Origin of the sequence: Pseudomonas sp. NPDC086251, assembly GCF_044746405.1 — a bacterium.
Lineage (GTDB): Bacteria > Pseudomonadota > Gammaproteobacteria > Pseudomonadales > Pseudomonadaceae > Aquipseudomonas.
On record NZ_JBIVBY010000004.1, the window covers coordinates 196,625 to 215,440 of the forward strand.

An 18,816-nucleotide genomic window follows, 5' to 3' on the forward strand; every position below is an offset into this window, starting at 1 on the left:
CGACAGTCCTCTAGTTGACTTGGTCGGCGATGCTCTGGGGCACCGGAATCTGGATTTCCAGCAGTTGCTGGGCGAAGGCTTTCCCTTGCGGATCGATTCGCAGGCTGGCCACGCCACCGCCTCCGAGGGCGTTTTCCAGCAGAAAATTAAGGCTGTGGGTGCCCGGCAAAAACCAACGCTCGACACGTCCGTGGATCGGGTCGAGGACATGGCTCATCCAGTCGACGATCACCTCCGGGGTCAACGCCTCGGCGATCCATGGCAGGTATTCGGGCTCGCGGGCCATGACCCCGATATTGCTGTGGTTGCCCTTGTCGCCGGAGCGCGCCACCGCGAGTTTGACCAGGGCCACGCTGGCGTCGGCCGGGCCGCTGGGCTTGGGGGGCTCGAACGGTATGGGCAAGTCGGCGCTGTCGAGCACATCGACGGCGGGCAGGGCGCACGGGTGACGCTGGCCCTCGAGTTCAATGTCCAGCGTGCAGGCGCTTTTGTCGATGAGGAACGAGAACAGCCGGATCAGCGGATACACCGTCGGCCGTCCGCCGACAATCCCGGTCAGCCCCGGCGCCATGCCGGTGGCGGCCTGGGCGATTTCCCGGGAGAACACGATCAATGCCTGTTTGCTCGGATGGCGCACGGCGAGTTTTATCACCACTTCACGGCTGTCCCGGCGCTGGCCGTGGGGCCCGTAAGTGGCCTCGCTGCCCAGCAGTTCGACGTTCACTTCACTGTAGGGTGCCCAGCCGCGCTGGCTGAAAATCTCCGAAGTCTTGTTGATGATCGCTTCGCTGACGCGCCGGGCCTTGTCGACTGCATCGATGCCGGCGATCAGGCAACTGGCGGTGCAACGGAAACCGTCCGGGTAGGTCGCACTGACCTTGTAGTGATCGGTCGGCGGCAAGCCTTTGGCGCCATGCACCTGGACCGCCTGTTTGCCTTGTTGCACCAGTTTGACCTGACTGAAGTCGCAGACCACGTCGGGCAGCAGATAGGCCTGCGGGTTGCCGATTTCATAGAGCATCTGCTCGCCCACTGTCAGTGGCGTGACCAGCCCGCCCGAGCCGTCGGGTTTGCTGACGATGAACTGGCTGTCGGCGCTGACTTCAACGATCGGGAAGCCGATGTGTTCGTAATCGGGCACGTCACGCCAATCGGTGAAGTTGCCACCAGTGCACTGCGCGCCGCATTCGATGATGTGGCCGGCCAAAGCGGCTTGGGCGAGTTTGTCGTAGTCGTGCCACGACCAGCCGAATTCATGCACCAATGCGGCGCTGACCACCGCGCTGTCGACCACGCGCCCGGTGATGACAATGTCGGCGCCCAGGCGCAGCGCCTCGACGATGCCCGGTGCGCCGAGGTAGGCGTTGGTCGAGACGCACATCGGCGGCAGCGGTGCGCCACTGAACATCTCATGCAGGCCAAGGCGGCTCAGGTGTTTGAACTGCGGTTGCAGGTCATCACCCAGCAACACGGCGATCTTCAGTGCCACACCGGCCTTGTCGCAGGCCGCTTGCAGGGCGGCGGCGCAGGCCTGTGGATTGACCCCGCCGGCATTGCTGATGATGCGGATTTTTTGTTCGGCGATGTGAGCGAGAAGGGGGCTGAGGACTTCGATGAAGTCGCTGGCGTAGCCGGCCTGGGGATCTTTCATCCGCGCGCCGGCCATGATCGACATTGTGATTTCGGCCAGGTAATCGAACACCAGATAGTCCAGGCGACCGCCTTCCACCAGTTGCGCAGCGGCGGTCGAGGTGTCGCCCCAGAAGGCGCTGGCGCATCCGATGCGAATTGTTTCAGGCACAGCCCTTTCCATAGCCACCTCCAACAGAAGTGCATCGAGACTACCAAGCAAGCGCTTGGTTTGTAAACGCCTAAACTATCTTCTACCCGAGCGCTTGCTTGGTCGCTCCGCCCAGCTTAAATTGCCCGCGCTGCCCACGAAATTGTAGGAGCGAGCTTGCTCGCGAAAGGCGTGAGGACGCCGCGTTGATTCAGGTTGCACACGTTGTCGTTAACGTACATGAAATGGCGCATTTGATTGATCGACTGTAGGAGAGAACGGGTGGACGAGCAAAAAGCCCTGAGGGTCATGCGCGAATTGGTCGACAACGGCCAATTGACCGACCCGGACAGCGCCCGCGGCAAACTGCTGCAAGTGGCGGCTCACCTGTTCCGCAACAAAGGTTATGAACGCACCACCGTGCGCGACCTGGCGGGCGCCGTGGGCATTCAGTCGGGCAGCATTTTTCATCACTTCAAAAGCAAGGACGAGATCCTGCGCGCGGTGATGGAGGAAACCGTTCGCTACAACACCGCGCTGATGCGCGCGGCCCTGGCAGAGTCCAACAACGTGCGCGAGCGGGTGCTGGCGCTGATTCGCTGCGAATTGCAGTCGATCATGGGCGGCAGTGGCGAGGCCATGGCGGTGCTGGTGTATGAATGGCGGTCACTGTCCGAAGACGGGCAGGCGCAAGTGTTGGCGCTGCGTGACATTTATGAAGACCTCTGGCTGCAGGTACTGGGTGAGGCCAAGGACGCCGGATTTATCCGCGGGGACGTGTTCATCACCCGCCGTTTTCTGACCGGTGCACTGTCCTGGACCACCACCTGGTTTCGCGCCGGCGGCAGCATGAGCCTCGATCAATTGGCCGAGGAAGCCTTGATTTTGGTGTTGGAAGAGAAACAATAGTGTGTATTCGCCAGCAGGAAACTGGCTAAGTGGGTGAAACCGCCTAGCTTGAATGCATTGATGCGTATTTTCTTGGGGAGTAGGTTTTGAAGTCTTCGCCAATTCGGACGGCCTCGCGGCTTTTGCTGGTGTCGCTTGCAGCGTTATGCGCAGTGTCATCCCAGGCTGCACAACAAGTGCGGATCGGTGCCGCACATTTCCCGCCTTACACCGTGCGCCCGGAAACCGGTGCCGACACCGGTCTGTTGCCGCAGTTGGTCGAGGCGCTCAATGCTTTGCAAAAGGACTATCAGTTTGTGCTGGTACCGACGTCCATTCCCCGACGCTTCGGTGACTTCAAGCAGGCGCGGGTGGACATGGCGATTTTCGAGAACCCCGACTGGGGCTGGAAAGACATTCCCCACACCAGTGTCGACATGGGCCTGGAAGACGCCGAGATTTTCGTCGCGCAACGCCAGCCCGATGGCCAACCGGTCCGTCAACAAACGTATTTTGCCGACCTCGCCGGCAAGCGGCTGGCGCTGTTCAGCGGTTATCACTACGAATTCGCCAACTTCAACGCCGATCCGAAATTCCTCGCGCAGAACTACAACGCCACGCTGACCTATTCCCATGACAGCAACTTGCTGATGGTGCTGCGCGGGCGTGCCGACGTGGCGTTGGTGACGCGCTCCTACCTGAGCGATTACCTGCTGCGCAATGTGAAAGTCGCCGATCAGTTACTGGTGTCCCAGCGTATCGATCAGGTCTATCACCACTACGCCATTCTCCGGCCAGCCGCACCGATCAGTGGCGAGGCGCTCGGCAAGTTGCTGCAAGGGTTGCGTGACAATGGCCAGATGTTGAAGATTTTCGATCCCTACAAGATTGCCATCGTGCCCGTTCAGAACAACTGAAATCGCGCCACAGGTCGCGTATTGGCCGACTTCGCTTAAATTTCCCGCACCGGCTGACGTCACATCGTTGAACTGTCGACGATTACCGTGAGCCCGACCCATGCCCAATCTGAACGACCTGACTGCCCTGGCCTTGCCGACCGGGAACAGTCTTGTAGCTGATGAAACCGAAAACCGGCTGAGCCTGAGCCTGGATGGGCAGCCGCTGATCCAGTTGCGCCTGACGCGTGAGCCCGAGTTGCAGGTGCAAGTAGGAGAACGCGTTGACCGCCCTGACGGTCAGGCACTCTGGGCAGCGTGTTATTGGCTGTTTGCCCGAGACCCGGCCCGTCAGCACCTGACTTGGCACCTCGATGAAATCCCTGACGAAGCGTTGCTCAGCGGCTTGTTGGTCCGCACCGAAACCGTCGGCCAGTATCGCTGCGAGCGTACGTTGTTCTGGCAGTTGCCCCAGCCGTGGCTGGGCGCGTCATTGACCTCAAATTATCCGCAGCAAATGGTCATCAGTGGTGGCAAGCGTCATCCGTTGCGCCCGATGAAGCCGCGAGGTGAAGTGTATCGGCGTTTCGATGCGCGCCTCGGTGCGTGGATTTCCCTGCGCACGGTCGACATCGAGCATGACCTGGTGCGTTTCAATCGTTGGCAGAACAGCCCGCGGGTGGCGAGTTTCTGGCAGGAGGAGGGCACTCTTGAACAGCATCGCGAGTACCTGAGCACACTCGAAGCCGACCCGCACACGCTGACGCTGATCGGTTGTTTTGATGATCAACCCTTCGCCTACTTCGAAGCCTACTGGGCCAAGGAAGATCGCATCGCACCGTTCTACGCTGCCGGCGATTACGACCGTGGCATCCACATGCTGGTGGGCGAAGAACATCACCGTGGCCCGCACAAGGTAGCGAGCTGGTTATCGGCGCTGGTGCATTACCTGTTTCTCGACGATCCGCGCACCCAGCGAGTGGTCGCCGAGCCTCGCGCCGATAACGCGAAGGTGATCGGGCATATGCAGAACCAGCGTTTCCACTGCGAGAAAGAGTTCGACTTCCCGCACAAGCGCGCGGCGTTGATGGTGCTGGGGCGTGAGCGGTTTTTTGATCGGTGTGCGTTGGCGTGAGGCTTGTGGCTCAAGGTCCGTTGCGGTCTTGAGTCCGCCTTCGCGAGCAAGCCCGCTCCCACATTTGATCTCTGGTGTTCACACATTGTGAGTTCACAGGAGATCAAATGTGGGAGCGGGCTTGCTCGCGAACGGGGCGACGCAGATTTCAGAATTCAACGACGGGCAAACGTATCCACACGACTGCCCGACACCTTGCGGCAGTGCACCAGCGCATCGCGGATCATGAAGTTCACCAGGGTTGGCGAGACGCCGAGTTCCTTGGCGATGTCTTTCTGTGGCACGCCGTGCAGGCGGTACATCTCGAAGGCGTAGCGGGTGCGGCTGGGCAGCTCGGTCAGCGCGTCGGCGATGTGTTCCAGCGTCGAGAAGTTGATGTGCGAGGTTTCCGGCGAAGCCCCTTGAATGACGACGTTCAGGCCTTCCTCTTCAGGTCCCGAATACTTCTGTTCCAGTGCCTGTTTGCGGTAGTGATCGATCGCCAGGTTGCGCACGATCTGGAACAGGTAGCTGAGCTGAGCCTTGAACGAGGACGTGATCGCCGGCGCCGATTGCAACCGGAAGAATGCATCCTGCACCACGTCTTCGGCACGCGAGCGGCAGCCGGTGATGCGGGCTGCAATCTTGACCAGAATCAGTCGATTGTCGACGAAGGCCTGAAGTAGCGGTGAATCGCACCTGCTTGTGGACACTTGTTCCGTCATGGAAATCACCCTGCTGCCAATAGGTTAGTGGGACGCCCGGAAAGGCCGGTGCCGTCCTCCACTTCGAGCGACAAATTAGGTTGAATGATAATGATTGTCAATTGAGAAAGAGAATTAATGCGCCGTGACGGTGCAGCGTGAGCACTGCGACACGCTGCCGCACCCCAGCCCGGTGGGTGATCAAGCCCACCGACTAATTATTTAAAGATGTCATCCGTTCTCATTGGTGAATGGCACAGCACAACCCTCATCACCCGTAGGAGCGAGCTCGCTCGCGATAGTCGTCAACGATGACGATGGGCGCCTGACACCCGGCGGCGTTCTCCGGATTTTCGCGAGCAAGCTCGCTCCTACCAAGCCGAAATCAGGCAGGAAACCTCATGACCGACGCGTTCGAACTCCCCAGCAATCTGGTCCAAGCCCTCCAGCGCCGCGCGGCCCTGACGCCGGACCGGGTGGCCTTGCGTTTTCTCGCCGAAACCCAGGATCAGGCTGTGGTGCTCAGCTATCGCGAGCTCGATCAGCGGGCGCGAACCATTGCCGGCGCGTTGCAGGCCCAGGCTGCGTTGGGCGATCGCGCGGTGCTGCTGTTTCCCAGCGGCCCGGATTACGTCGCGGCGTTTTTTGGTTGCTTGTACGCCGGCGTGATCGCGGTGCCGGCCTATCCGCCCGAATCGGCCCGTCGTCATCATCAGGAGCGTTTGCTGTCGATCATCAGCGATGCCGAGCCGCGTCTGTTGCTGACCAGCGCCGACCTGCGCGATGCGTTGCTGCAAATCGAAGGCGCGCCGCCGTTGCTGTGTGTCGATACGCTCGACAGCGCGTTTGCCGAACATTGGATCGCGCCGGACCTGCACGACGATCACATCGCTTTCCTGCAATACACCTCAGGCTCGACCGCGTTGCCTAAAGGTGTGCAAGTCAGCCACGGCAACCTGGTGGCCAACGAACAGCTGATCCGCCACGGTTTCGGCATCGATTTGAACCCCGACGATGTGATCGTCAGCTGGCTGCCGCTGTACCACGACATGGGCCTGATTGGCGGTCTGTTGCAACCGGTCTTCAGTGGCGTGCCGTGCGTATTGATGTCGCCGGCCTACTTCCTTGGCCGCCCGTTGCGCTGGCTGGAAGCGATCAGCGAGTACGGCGGCACCATCAGCGGCGGGCCGGATTTTGCCTATCGATTGTGCAGCGAGCGCGTCAGCGAGTCGGCGCTGGAACGTCTCGACCTGAGCGGCTGGCGCGTGGCGTATTCCGGTTCCGAACCGATTCGCCTCGACACTCTGGAACGCTTCGCCGAGAAGTTTGCGAGTTGCGGCTTCACGTCGGACAGTTTCATGGCGTCCTACGGTCTGGCCGAAGCCACGCTGTTCGTCGCTGGCAGCCCGCGTGGCCAAGGGATTGGCAACCTGCGCGTGGATGATCAGGCGCTGGCACAAAACCGTGCCGAGCCGGGCGAGGGCGCGGAGATCATGAGCTGCGGCATCAGCCAGCCGGATCACGCGGTGCTGATTGTCGATCCGATGACGCTCGACGAGTTGGCCGACAATGCAGTCGGCGAAGTCTGGGCCGCCGGGCCGAGCATCGCCCATGGCTACTGGCGCAACCCCGAAGCCAGCGCCAAGACCTTCGTGCAACACAATGAAAAAACCTGGCTGCGCACCGGCGATCTGGGCTTTATGCGCGACGGCGAATTGTTCATCACCGGGCGCCTGAAAGACCTGCTGATCGTTCGCGGTCACAACCTCTATCCGCAAGACATCGAACAGACCATCGAACGCGAAGTGGAGGTCGTGCGCAAAGGTCGTGTCGCCGCGTTCGCCGTGAATATCGACGGCGAGGAAGGCATCGGCATCGCCGCGGAAATCAGCCGTAGTGTGCAAAAAATCCTCCCGCCCGACGCGTTGATCAAAGCCATTCGCCAAGCCGTGGCCGAGGCGTATCAGCAAGCGCCAAGCGTCGTGGCGCTGCTCAATCCGGGCGCATTGCCGAAAACCTCCAGCGGCAAACTGCAACGTTCGGCGTGCCGCAATCGTCTGGCGGACGGCAGCCTCGACAGCTACGCGCTGTTCCCGTCGGCAGCCAGCGAAAGCCAAGCAAACACAGAGTCAGGCTCTGAGCTGCAAACCTTGATCGGCCAGATCTGGTGCGAGCAACTGAACCTCGAACAGGTCAGCGCCGACGATCACTTCTTCCTGCTCGGCGGTAACTCCATCGCCGCCACTCAAGTGGTGGCGCGTCTGCGCGAAGCACTCGGCTTGGAGCTGAACCTGCGCCTGCTGTTTGAAGCGCCGACCCTCGGCGCGTTCGCCGCTGCCGTGGCCCAGCAACAACAGGATGGCGGCCTCGCCCAAGGCGCAATCACCGCGCTGTCGCGTACCGAAGCCATGCCGCAATCTCTGGCGCAAAACCGTCTGTGGATCACCTGGCAACTCGACCCGCACAGCAGCGCCTACAACATTCCTGGCGCCTTGCGCCTGCGCGGCGAACTGGATGAAGACGCCTTGCGCGCCAGTTTCCAGCAGTTGATCGAGCGGCACGAATCCTTGCGCACGCGCTTCTTCGAGCGTGACGGCGTGGCGCTGCAACAGGTCGATGCCGCCGCCGAATTCAATCTGCAATTGATCGACATCAGCGACCTGCCCGCCGCCGAGCGTGAAGCGCGCGCGCTGCAAATCCGTGAGGACGAAGCGCGTACCCAGTTCGATCTGGAGCAAGGCCCACTGCTGTGGGTGACCTTGGTGCGCCTCGATGACGAGGACCATCAACTGCTGGTGACCCTGCACCACATCATCGCTGACGGCTGGTCGCTGAACGTGTTGATCGACGAGTTCTCACGCCTGTACGCCGCCGCGTCCCAAGGGCAAACAGCGACGCTTGCGGCACTGCCCACGCAGTACGCCGACTACGGTAGCTGGCAGCGTCAATGGTTGGCGCAAGGGGAGGGCGAACGGCAACTGGCGTATTGGAAAGCGCAGTTGGGCGATGAACATCCGACCCTGAGTCTGGCGACGGATCACCCGCGCTCAGCGCAACACACTCACAGCGCTGCTCGCCACTTCATAAAGCTCGGCGCAACCTTGAGCGATGCCATTCGCCAGACCGCCCAGGCCCACGAATCGACGTCGTTCATGCTGCTGCTCGCCGCGTTCCAGAGCCTGCTGCACCGCTACAGCGGCCAGCGCGACATTCGCATCGGCGTGCCGAATGCCAACCGCCCGCGCCTGGAAACCCAAGGGTTGATCGGCTTCTTCATCAACACCCAGGTGCTGCGCGCCGAAGTCGATTCGCAGCGGCCATTCACGGAGCTGCTGGCGCAAACCCGCCAGGCGGCATTGGGCGCTCAAGCGCATCAGGATCTGCCGTTCGAGCAATTGCTTGAAGCCTTCCCTCAAGCTCGCGAGCAGGGCTTGTTCCAGGTCATGTTCAACCATCAGCAACGCGACCTCAGCGCCTTGCGGCGTTTACCGGGGCTGCTGGCCGAAGAGCTGCCGTGGCACAGTCGCGAAGCCAAGTTCGACTTGCAACTGCACAGTGAAGAAGACCGAAACGGTCGCTTGAGCCTGTCCTTCGACTACGCCAGCGAGTTGTTCGACGCCACGACCATCGAGCGTCTGGCCGAACATTTCAGCAACCTGCTGCGCGCCGTTTGCGAGCAACCGAACACCGTCATCGCCGACCTGCCACTGCTGACGCCGAGCGAACACGATCAGCAAAAAAACTGGAGCACCGCACCGTGCACGCCCGCCAGCCAATGGCTGCCGGAACGGCTCAACGAACAAGCGCGCCTCACCCCGGAACGCACCGCGCTGATGTGGGACGGCGGCCATCTGGACTTCGCCGAACTGCACACCCAGGCCAACCGCCTGGCCCATTATCTGCGCGACAAAGGTGTCGGTCCGGACGTTTGCGTGGCCATCGCCGCCGAGCGTTCGCCGCAATTGCTGATCGGCCTGCTGGCAATCATCAAGGCCGGTGGTGCCTATGTGCCGCTCGACCCGAATTACCCGGCCGAGCGCCTGGCCTACATGCTCAACGACAGCGGCGTCGAGTTGCTGCTGACCCAAACCCAATTGCTCGACCGCTTGCCGGCCACCGACGGCGTCAGTGTGATCGCCATGGACGCCCTGCATCTGGAGCGCTGGCCGAGCCACCCGCCGGGTCTGCACCTGCACGGCGATAACCTCGCGTACGTGATTTACACCTCCGGTTCCACCGGTCAGCCGAAGGGCGTCGGCAACACTCACGCCGCCCTCGCTGAACGCCTGCAATGGATGCAGGACACCTACCGGCTGAACGACACCGACGTGCTGATGCAAAAGGCGCCGATCAGCTTCGACGTGTCGGTGTGGGAGTGCTTCTGGCCGCTGATCACCGGTAGCCGTTTGCTGATCGCCGGCCACGGCGAACACCGCGATCCGCACCGCATCGCGCAGCTGGTTCAACAGTACGGCGTGACCACGCTGCACTTCGTGCCACCGCTGCTGGCATTGTTCATCGACGAACCGCTGAGCGCCGAATGCACCAGCCTGCGTCGTGTGTTCTCCGGTGGCGAAGCCTTGCCCGCCGAACTGCGCAACCGCGTGCTGGAGCAATTGCCGGCGGTGCAACTGCACAACCGCTACGGCCCGACCGAAACCGCGATCAACGTCACCCATTGGCATTGCACGACCGCCGATGGCGAGCGCTCGCCGATTGGTCGGCCATTGGGCAACGTCGTTTGCCGCGTGCTCGACAGTGACCTCAACCCAGTGCCGGCCGGCGTGCCGGGTGAACTGTGCATCAGTGGCATCGGTCTGGCGCGAGGGTATTTGCGCCGTCCGGGCCTGACCGCCGAACGGTTTGTCGTCGATCCGTTGGGCGAGCAGGGCGCGCGTCTGTACCGCACCGGCGACCGTGCGCGCTGGACCGCCGACGGCGTGATCGAATACCTGGGGCGTCTCGATCAGCAGGTCAAACTGCGCGGCTTCCGCGTCGAACCGGAGGAAATCGAGGCGCGTCTGCTGGCCCAGGACGGCGTCGCCCAAGCCGTGGTGCTGGTGCGCGAAACAGCGGCCGGTGGACAGTTGATCGGTTACTACACCACCATTGAAGGCAGTGAAACCGAGGACGTTCAAACCACCCGCCTGAAAACCGCATTGGCGGCCGAGCTGCCGGACTACATGGTCCCGGCGCAGCTGATGCGTATGGACCAAATGCCCTTGAGCCCAAGCGGCAAACTCGATCGGCGCGCCTTGCCGGAGCCGCAATGGCAGGTGCGCGAACACGTCGAACCGGTCACTCAATTGGAACAGCAAATCGCCGGCATCTGGTGCGAAGTGCTGGGTCTTGCGCAAGTCGGTCTACGCGACGATTTCTTCGCCCTCGGCGGTCACTCGCTGTTGGCCACCCAAATCATTTCCCGCACCCGCCAGGCTTGCGACGTCGAGTTGCCGCTGCGTGCGCTGTTCGAGAACAGTGAACTGGGCGCGTTCGCCGAACAGGTTCGGCTGATCCAGGTCAGCGGCAAGACCAATAAACAGCCGCCGATCAAGCAGGTCGATCGCAGCCAACCGGTGCCGTTGTCCTATTCGCAACAGCGCATGTGGTTCCTCTGGCAGATGGAACCGGACAGCCCGGCCTACAACGTCGGCGGCATGGCGCGGCTGCGCGGAGTGCTGGATGTCGGGCGTTTCGAGGCGGCGCTGCAAGCGCTGATCATGCGTCACGAAACCCTGCGCACCACCTTCCCGAGCATCGACGGCGTGGCCCGGCAACAGGTGCATCCAGACACCGGGATGCGCATGGACTGGAAGGATTTCTCGACACTGGACGCTGCCAGCCGCGAGTGGCAGGTGCAGCAACTGGCCGACGATGAAGCGCACACGCCTTTCGATCTGGAAACCGGACCGCTGTTGCGCGCCTGCATGGTCAAGACCGCCGAGCAGGAACACCACCTGGTGCTGACCCTGCACCACATCGTCACCGAAGGCTGGGCGATGGACATCTTCGCCCGTGAGCTGAGCGCGCTCTATGAAGCGTTCGTCGATGACCGCGAATCGCCGCTGGCGCCGCTGCCAGTGCAATACCTGGATTACAGCGTCTGGCAGCGCCAGTGGCTGGAATCCGGCGAGCGTCAACGTCAGCTCGACTACTGGACCACGCAACTGGGCCGTGAACATCCGCTGCTGGAATTGCCGGGCGATCGTCCGCGTCCGGCGGTACAAAGTCATCAGGGTGAACTGTTCCGTTTCGACCTCAGCGATGACCTCGCCGCACGGGTCCGCGCCTTCAACGCGCAACACGGACTGACCCTGTTCATGACCATGACCGCGGCCCTCGCTGTGCTGCTTTACCGCTACAGCGGCCAGACCGACTTGCGCATCGGCGCCCCCGTCGCCAACCGCATTCGTCCGGAAAGCGAAGGGCTGATCGGTGCGTTCCTCAACACCCAAGTGCTGCGTTGCCAGCTCGACGGGCAGATGTCCGTGGCTGAATTGTTCGAGCAGGTGCGCCACACGGTGATCGAAGGCCAGTCCCATCAGGACCTGCCGTTCGATCATCTGGTGGAAGCCTTGCAGCCACCGCGCAGCGCGGCGTACAACCCGCTGTTCCAGGTGATGTGCAACGTGCAGCGCTGGGAATTCCAGCAGAGCCGCACCCTGGCCGGCATGACCGTCGAGTATCTGGCCAACGATGCCCGGGCGACCAAGTTCGACCTCAACCTGGAAGTCACCGACCTCGACCATCGCCTGGGTTGCTGCCTGACGTACAGCACCGATCTGTTCGATGAACCGCGCATTGCGCGCATGGCCGGGCATTGGCGCAACCTGCTGGAAGCGCTGCTGGCCGACCCGCAACAGCGCCTCAGTGAACTGCCGTTGCTGCAAGCGAGCGAACAGCAAAACCTGCTCGACAGCCTTGGCATCGAACAGGGCGAGCATCGACTGGATCAGTGCATCCACCACCTGTTCAGCGAACAGGCGCTGGTGCGCAAGGACGCACCGGCATTGACCTTCGCCGGGCAGACCCTGAGCTACGCCGAACTCGACAGCCGCGCCAATCGTCTCGCGTGGATGCTCCGTGATCGAGGCGTTGGCCCGCAGGTGCGCGTCGGCCTGGCGTTGGAACGTTCGCTGGAGATGGTCGTCGGCCTGCTGGCGATCCTCAAGGCTGGCGGTGCCTACGTGCCGCTTGACCCGGAATACCCGCTGGATCGCCTGCATTACATGATCGAAGACAGCGGCATCGGTGTGCTGCTCAGCGATGCGGCGATGTTCAAGGCCCTCGGTGAATTGCCATCGACCGTGGCCCGCTGGTGCCTGGAAGAAGACGCCGCGGAACTGGCCAATTACCCGGCTACCGAGCTGCCGATTATCAGCCTGCCGCAACATCAGGCGTACCTGATTTACACCTCGGGCTCCACCGGCAAACCGAAAGGCGTGGTGGTCTCCCACGGTGAAATCGCCATGCATTGCCAGGCGGTCATCGAACGTTTTGGCATGCGTCCAGATGATTGCGAACTGCATTTCTATTCGATCAACTTCGACGCCGCCACCGAGCGTCTGCTGGTGCCATTGCTGAGCGGCGCGCAAGTGGTTCTGCGTGCGCAAGGCCAATGGGATGCGGAAGAAATCTGCGGCCTGATTCGCCGTCACAACATCAACATCCTCGGCTTCACCCCAAGCTATGGCAGCCAATTGGCGCAATGGCTGGCCACGCAAAACGAAACTCTGCCGGTGCGCATGATCATCACCGGCGGTGAAGCCCTGACGGGCGAACACCTGCAGCGGATTCGTGCGGCGTTCAAGCCGAGCCAGTTCTTCAACGCCTATGGGCCGACCGAAACCGTGGTCATGCCACTGGCCAGCCTGGCGCCTGAACAGTTGGAAGAAGGCCTGGGCAGTGTGCCGATCGGCAGCGTGATCGGCGCTCGAGTGGCGTACATCCTTGATGCCGATCTGGCGTTGGTGCCACAAGGCGCGACGGGCGAGTTGTACGTCGGTGGTGCCGGTCTGGCTCAGGGTTATCACCAGCGTCCGGGCATGACCGCCGAGCGTTTCGTGGCGGATCCGTTTGCTGTCGACGGCGGGCGTATTTACCGCACCGGCGACCTGGTGCGCCAGCGTGCCGACGGTCTGGTGGAGTACCTCGGCCGCATCGACCATCAAGTCAAGATTCGCGGTTTCCGCATTGAACTGGGCGAGATCGAAACCCGTCTGCTGGAACACTCATCGGTGCGAGAAGCCGTGGTGCTGGCGTTGGATGCCCCGAGCGGCAAACAATTGGTTGGCTATCTGGCCAGTGACGTCGCCGAACAGGACGACGCGCAACAAGCTGCGCTGCGCGAAGCGCTGAAAAATCACCTCAAATCGCAACTGCCGGATTACATGGTGCCGACGCACCTGATCCTGCTGGCCAGCATGCCACTGACTGCCAACGGCAAACTCGACCGCCGCGCGTTGCCAGCACCGGACCCGGAGCTGAATCGTCAGCACTACGTGGCGCCGAGCAATGAGCTGGAGCTGACCCTGGCCAGCATCTGGTGCGACGTGCTGAACGTCGGACAGGTCGGTCTCAACGACAATTTCTTCGAACTCGGTGGCGACTCGATCCTGTCGATCCAGGTGGTCAGCCGTGCGCGGCAGCAGGGCATTCACTTCAGCCCGCGGGATCTGTTCCAGCACCAGACCGTGCAAAGTCTCGCCGCCGTAGCGACCCGCACCGAACAGGTTACGGCCGAGCAAGGTTTGCTCACGGGCGAATCGCGCCTGACGCCGATCCAGCACTGGTTCTTCGACACCGATATCCCGCAGCGCCAACACTGGAACCAGGCCTTGCTGCTGGAACCGACCGTGACCCTGGAACCCCATCGTCTTGAGACGGCGTTGCTGGCCGTGATCCAGCAGCACGACGCCTTGCGCCTGCGTTTCATTGACGCCGCTGGCCAATGGCAGGCCGAACATCAGCCGGTGTCCGATGCCGCGGTGCTCTGGCAAGTGCGCGTTCCTTCCATCGATAAATGCGTGGCGCTGTTCGCCGATGCCCAGCGCAGCCTCGACCTCGAACAGGGCCCACTGATGCGCGCGCTGTTGGTCGATGCACCGAGGGACCAGCAGCGGCTGTTCATCGCGATTCACCACTTGGTGGTGGACGGGGTTTCGTGGCGCGTGCTGCTGGACGATCTGCAAACCGCCTATCGTCAATTGACCGCGCAACAGACGCTCAACCTGCCAGCCAAAACCAGCGCCTTCAAGGACTGGGCCGCCCGTTTGCAAGCGTACGCCGGCAGCGAATCCCTGCGCGAAGAACTGGGCTGGTGGCAGGCGCAACTGGCCGGTCCAGGCATTGAACTGCCGTGCGAACGCCCCGAGGGCGGTCGGCAGAATCGCCATGCCCAAACCGTCAGCGTGCGCCTCGACAGCGAGCGCACCCGGCAGTTGCTGCAACAGGCGCCGAGTGCGTATCGCACTCAGGTGAACGACCTGCTGCTGACCGCATTGGCCCGCGTGCTGTGCCGCTGGAGCGGTGACGAATCGGCGCTGATTCAACTGGAAGGTCACGGCCGCGAAACCCTGTTCGATGAGATCGACCTGACGCGTACGGTCGGCTGGTTCACCAGCGCTTATCCGCTGCGGCTGACACCAGCGGACGGGCAGGGCGTGTCGATCAAGGCGATCAAGGAACAACTGCGCGCCGTGCCGCACAAAGGCTTGGGTTATGGCGTGCTGCGTTACTTGGCTGATGAGGTGTGTCGAAAAACCATGGCGGCGCTGCCGGTGGCGCCGATCACCTTCAACTACCTCGGTCAGTTCGACCAGAGCTTCGGCAGTGACGCGTTGTTCCGTCCGTTGGATGAGCCGGTGGGAGCCGCACACGATCCGAAAGCGCCGCTGCCTAACGAGCTGAGCGTCGACAGTCAGGTCTACGGCGGTGAGCTGGTGCTGCGCTGGACTTTCAGTACCGAACGCCACGACCCGCAAACCATCAGCGAACTGGCGGACGCCTACCTTGGCGAATTGCAGGGCCTGATCGAGCATTGCCTGCAGAGTGATGTGGGCGGCCTGACGCCATCGGACTTCCCGCTGGCGAAACTCACGCAAGGGCAACTCGACGCGCTGCCGGTGCCGGCGGTGCTCATCGAAGACGTCTACCCGCTGACCCCGATGCAGGAAGGCATGCTGCTGCACACCTTGCTGGAACCGGGCACCGGCCTCTACTACATGCAGGATCGCTACCGCATCAACAGCGAACTCGATCCACAACGTTTCGCCCAGGCCTGGCAAGCGGTGATCGCTCGCCATGAAGCCTTGCGTGCGTCGTTTTGCTGGAACGTCGGCGAAGACATGCTGCAAGTGATTCACAAACCGGGCAGCACGCCGATCGAGTACCTCGACTGGACCGCCATCGCGGAGGTAGAGCTAGAGCCGAAGCTGCAGGTGTTGCTGAAAAACGAACGCGAGGCCGGTTTCGATCTGCTCAACCAGGCACCGTTTCATCTGCGTCTGATCAAGGTCGGCGAAGCGCGTTACTGGTTCATGATGAGCAACCACCACATCCTCATCGATGCCTGGTGCCGTTCGCTGCTGATGAACGATTTCTTTGAAATCTACACCGCGCTGGGCGAAGGCCGCGAAGCACAACTCGCCGTGCCGCCGCGCTATCGCGACTACATCGGCTGGCTGCAACGCCAGAGCCTGGCCGAGGCGCGGCAGTGGTGGAAAACCAACCTGCAAGGCTTCGAACGGACCACGCCGATTCCGAGCGACCGACCGTTCCTGCGTGAACACGCCGGTGACAGCGGCGGCATGATCGTCGGCGACCGCTACACCCGACTCGATGCCCGTGAGGGTGCACAACTGCGGGAGCTGGCGCAGGCCCATCAACTGACCGTCAACACCTTCGCCCAAGCGGCGTGGGCCTTGGTCTTGCGGCGCTTGAGCGGTGATCGCGACGTGCTGTTCGGCGTCACCGTGGCCGGGCGCCCGGTGCACATGCCGGAGATGCAACGCACGGTCGGCCTGTTCATCAACAGCATCGCGCTGCGGGTGAAAATGCCCGAAGACGATCAGCGTTGCAGCGTTCGTCAGTGGCTCAGTGGTTTGCTCGACAGCAACATGCAACTGCGCGAGTACGAATACCTGCCGCTGGTGAGCATTCAGGAACACAGCGAACTGCCCAAAGGCCAGCCGCTGTTCGACAGCCTGTTCGTGTTCGAAAACGCCCCGGTGGAAGTCTCGGTGCTGGACCGGGCGCAAAGCCTCAATGCCACTTCGGATTCGGGTCGCACCCACACCAACTTCCCGCTGACGGCGGTCTGCTATCCGGGCGATGACCTGGGCCTGCACCTGTCCTACGATCAGCGTTACTTCGACGAGTCCACGATCGAGCGCATGCTCGGCGAGTTCAAGCGTTTGCTCCTGGCGCTGGTGGAAGGCTTCCACGGCGACATGGCCGAGCTGCCGCTGCTGGGCGCCGAGGAGCAGGATTTCCTGATCCATGGCTGCAACCAGAGCGAACACGACTACCCATTGGAAAGAAGCTACGTCGAATTGTTCGAGGCGCAAGTCGCGCAGCATCCGCAGCGGATTGCCGCCAGTTGCCTCGATCGACTGCACAGCTACGTCGAGCTGAACCAGCGCAGCAACCGTCTCGGTCATGCGTTGATCGCAGCCGGTGTCGGGCTCGATCAACCGGTGGCGTTGCTCGCCGAACGTAACCTCGATTTGCTCGGCATGATTATCGGCAGCTTCAAGGCCGGTGCCGGTTACCTGCCGCTGGATTCGGGCCTGCCCAGTCAGCGCCTGAGCCGGATCATCGACCTCAGCCGTACGCCGTTGCTGGTTTGCACCGAAGCGTGCCGTGAGCAGGCCGTCGCGTTGCTGGACGAGTTTAGCGGTGCCAATCGACCCAAGTTGTTGGTCTGGGAAGACGTGCAAGCGAGCGATGTGTCGGTGCAAAACCCGGGGATCTACAGCGCCCCGGATAACCTGGCCTACGTGATCTACACCTCGGGCTCCACCGGGTTGCCGAAGGGCGTGATGGTCGAGCAACGCGGCATGCTCAATAACCAGTTGAGCAAGCTGCCGTACCTGAACCTGAGCGCCACGGATGTGATCGCCCAGACCGCCTCGCAAAGTTTCGACATTTCGGTCTGGCAGTTCCTCGCGGCACCGTTGTTTGGCGCTCGGGTGGATATCGTGCCGAACACCATTGCTCATGATCCACAGGGTTTGCTGAGTCATGTTTCGTCCCAAGGCATCACCGTGCTGGAAAGTGTGCCGTCGTTGATCCAGGGCATGCTCGCCCAGGAACGCATGAGCCTCGACGGCTTGCGCTGGATGCTGCCGACCGGTGAGGCGATGCCGCCGGAACTGGCGCACCAATGGCTGCTGCGCTACCCGGAGATTGGGCTGGTCAACGCTTATGGCCCGGCGGAATGTTCGGATGACGTGGCGTTCTTCCGCGTCGACATGGCCTCGACGCGTGGCAGTTACTTGCCGATCGGTACGCCGACCGACAACAACCGTTTGTACCTGCTCGATGGTGCGCTGGAACTGGTGCCGCTGGGCGCGGTAGGCGAGTTGTGCGTCGCCGGCACCGGGGTGGGGCGCGGGTATGTGAGCGATCCGTTGCGCACCGCTCAGGTGTTTGTGCCGAACCCGTTCGGCGCGCCGGGGGATCGGCTGTATCGCACCGGTGATCTGGCTCGGCGTCGCAGTGACGGCGTGCTTGAATACGTTGGGCGCATCGACCATCAAGTGAAAATTCGCGGTTACCGTATCGAGCTGGGGGAAATCGAAGCGCGTCTGCACGAACAACCGGAAGTCCGCGAAGCGGCGGTCAGCGTGCAGGACGGCGTGAACGGCAAACACCTCGTTGGCTATTTGGTGGCGGCTGATTCGGCGCTCAATCCGGGCGAACGACTGGAACGCATCAAGCAGCGCCTGCGCGCCGAATTGCCGGAATACATGGTGCCGCTGCACTGGCTGTGGCTGGACAAGATGCCGCTGAACGCCAACGGAAAACTCGATCGCAAGGCCTTGCCGGCGCTGGAGATCGGCCAGTTGCAGAGCCAGGATTACCAGGCGCCGCGCAATGAACTGGAGCAGACCTTGGCCGGTATCTGGGCTGAGGTGCTGAAGGTCGAGAAAGTTGGTGTTCGCGACAACTTCTTTGAACTGGGCGGGCATTCGTTGTTGGCCACGCAGATTGCCTCACGGGTGCAAAAATCCCTGCAACGCAATGTGCCGTTGCGGGCGATGTTTGAATGCAGCACGGTGGAGGAATTGGCCGAGTACATCGACGGGTTGGCGGCGAGCGACATCACCGAGGAGAAGGTGGATCGCCTCAATGATCTGATGGCGGAGTTGGAGGGCCTGTAATCCTCTGGCGTCTGTGAAGACCCCTTCGCGAGCAAGCCCGCTCCCACAT

At 62.1% G+C, this 18,816-nt stretch carries 6 protein-coding genes; 4 read left to right on the forward strand and 2 right to left on the reverse strand.

Annotation, left to right across the window (positions count from 1 at the left end):
- Positions 1-10: 10 nt before the first annotated feature.
- Entirely contained in the window at positions 11-1,801 is a 1,791-nt protein-coding gene (locus ACIPL2_RS08015; protein ID WP_401354675.1) for an acyclic terpene utilization AtuA family protein, read from the reverse strand.
- Between the two features lie 261 nt (positions 1,802-2,062).
- Here ACIPL2_RS08015 and ACIPL2_RS08020 point away from each other — a divergent pair, with 261 nt between their 5' ends.
- The 3 genes from ACIPL2_RS08020 (at position 2,063) to ACIPL2_RS08030 (ending at position 4,699) form a co-directional block, all read left to right on the forward strand.
- A complete protein-coding gene (locus ACIPL2_RS08020) occupies positions 2,063-2,689 on the forward strand; it encodes a TetR/AcrR family transcriptional regulator (protein ID WP_401354677.1) in 627 nt (208 codons plus the stop codon).
- Positions 2,690-2,775: 86 nt separating this feature from the next.
- Positions 2,776-3,585, forward strand: coding sequence for a substrate-binding periplasmic protein (locus tag ACIPL2_RS08025; protein ID WP_401354679.1), 810 nt, complete (start codon positions 2,776-2,778; stop codon positions 3,583-3,585).
- 100 nt (positions 3,586-3,685) lie between these two features.
- On the forward strand, positions 3,686-4,699 hold the full coding sequence (locus ACIPL2_RS08030) for a GNAT family N-acetyltransferase (protein ID WP_401354681.1): 1,014 nt from the start codon (positions 3,686-3,688) through the stop codon (positions 4,697-4,699).
- A gap of 155 nt (positions 4,700-4,854) precedes the next feature.
- On the opposite strand, the gene ACIPL2_RS08035 is transcribed toward ACIPL2_RS08030, so the two are convergent.
- A complete protein-coding gene (locus tag ACIPL2_RS08035; protein ID WP_401354684.1) occupies positions 4,855-5,403 on the reverse strand; it encodes an RNA polymerase factor sigma-70 in 549 nt (182 codons plus the stop codon).
- A gap of 380 nt (positions 5,404-5,783) precedes the next feature.
- Between ACIPL2_RS08035 and ACIPL2_RS08040 the strand changes: the two genes are divergently transcribed.
- Positions 5,784-18,767 carry a non-ribosomal peptide synthetase gene (locus tag ACIPL2_RS08040; RefSeq protein ID WP_401354687.1) on the forward strand — a complete coding sequence of 4,328 codons (12,984 nt, stop codon included), beginning with the start codon at positions 5,784-5,786 and terminating at the stop codon, positions 18,765-18,767.
- Positions 18,768-18,816 lie beyond the last annotated feature (49 nt).

Excerpts from the sequence above, each read along its gene's own strand:
- ACIPL2_RS08030 (WP_401354681.1), top strand. The coding sequence starts at position 3,686 with ATGCCCAATCTGAACGACCTGACTGCCCTGGCCTTGCCGACCGGGAAC.
- ACIPL2_RS08035 (WP_401354684.1), bottom strand. The coding sequence starts at position 5,403 with ATGACGGAACAAGTGTCCACAAGCAGGTGCGATTCACCGCTACTTCAG.
- ACIPL2_RS08040 (WP_401354687.1), top strand. The coding sequence starts at position 5,784 with ATGACCGACGCGTTCGAACTCCCCAGCAATCTGGTCCAAGCCCTCCAG.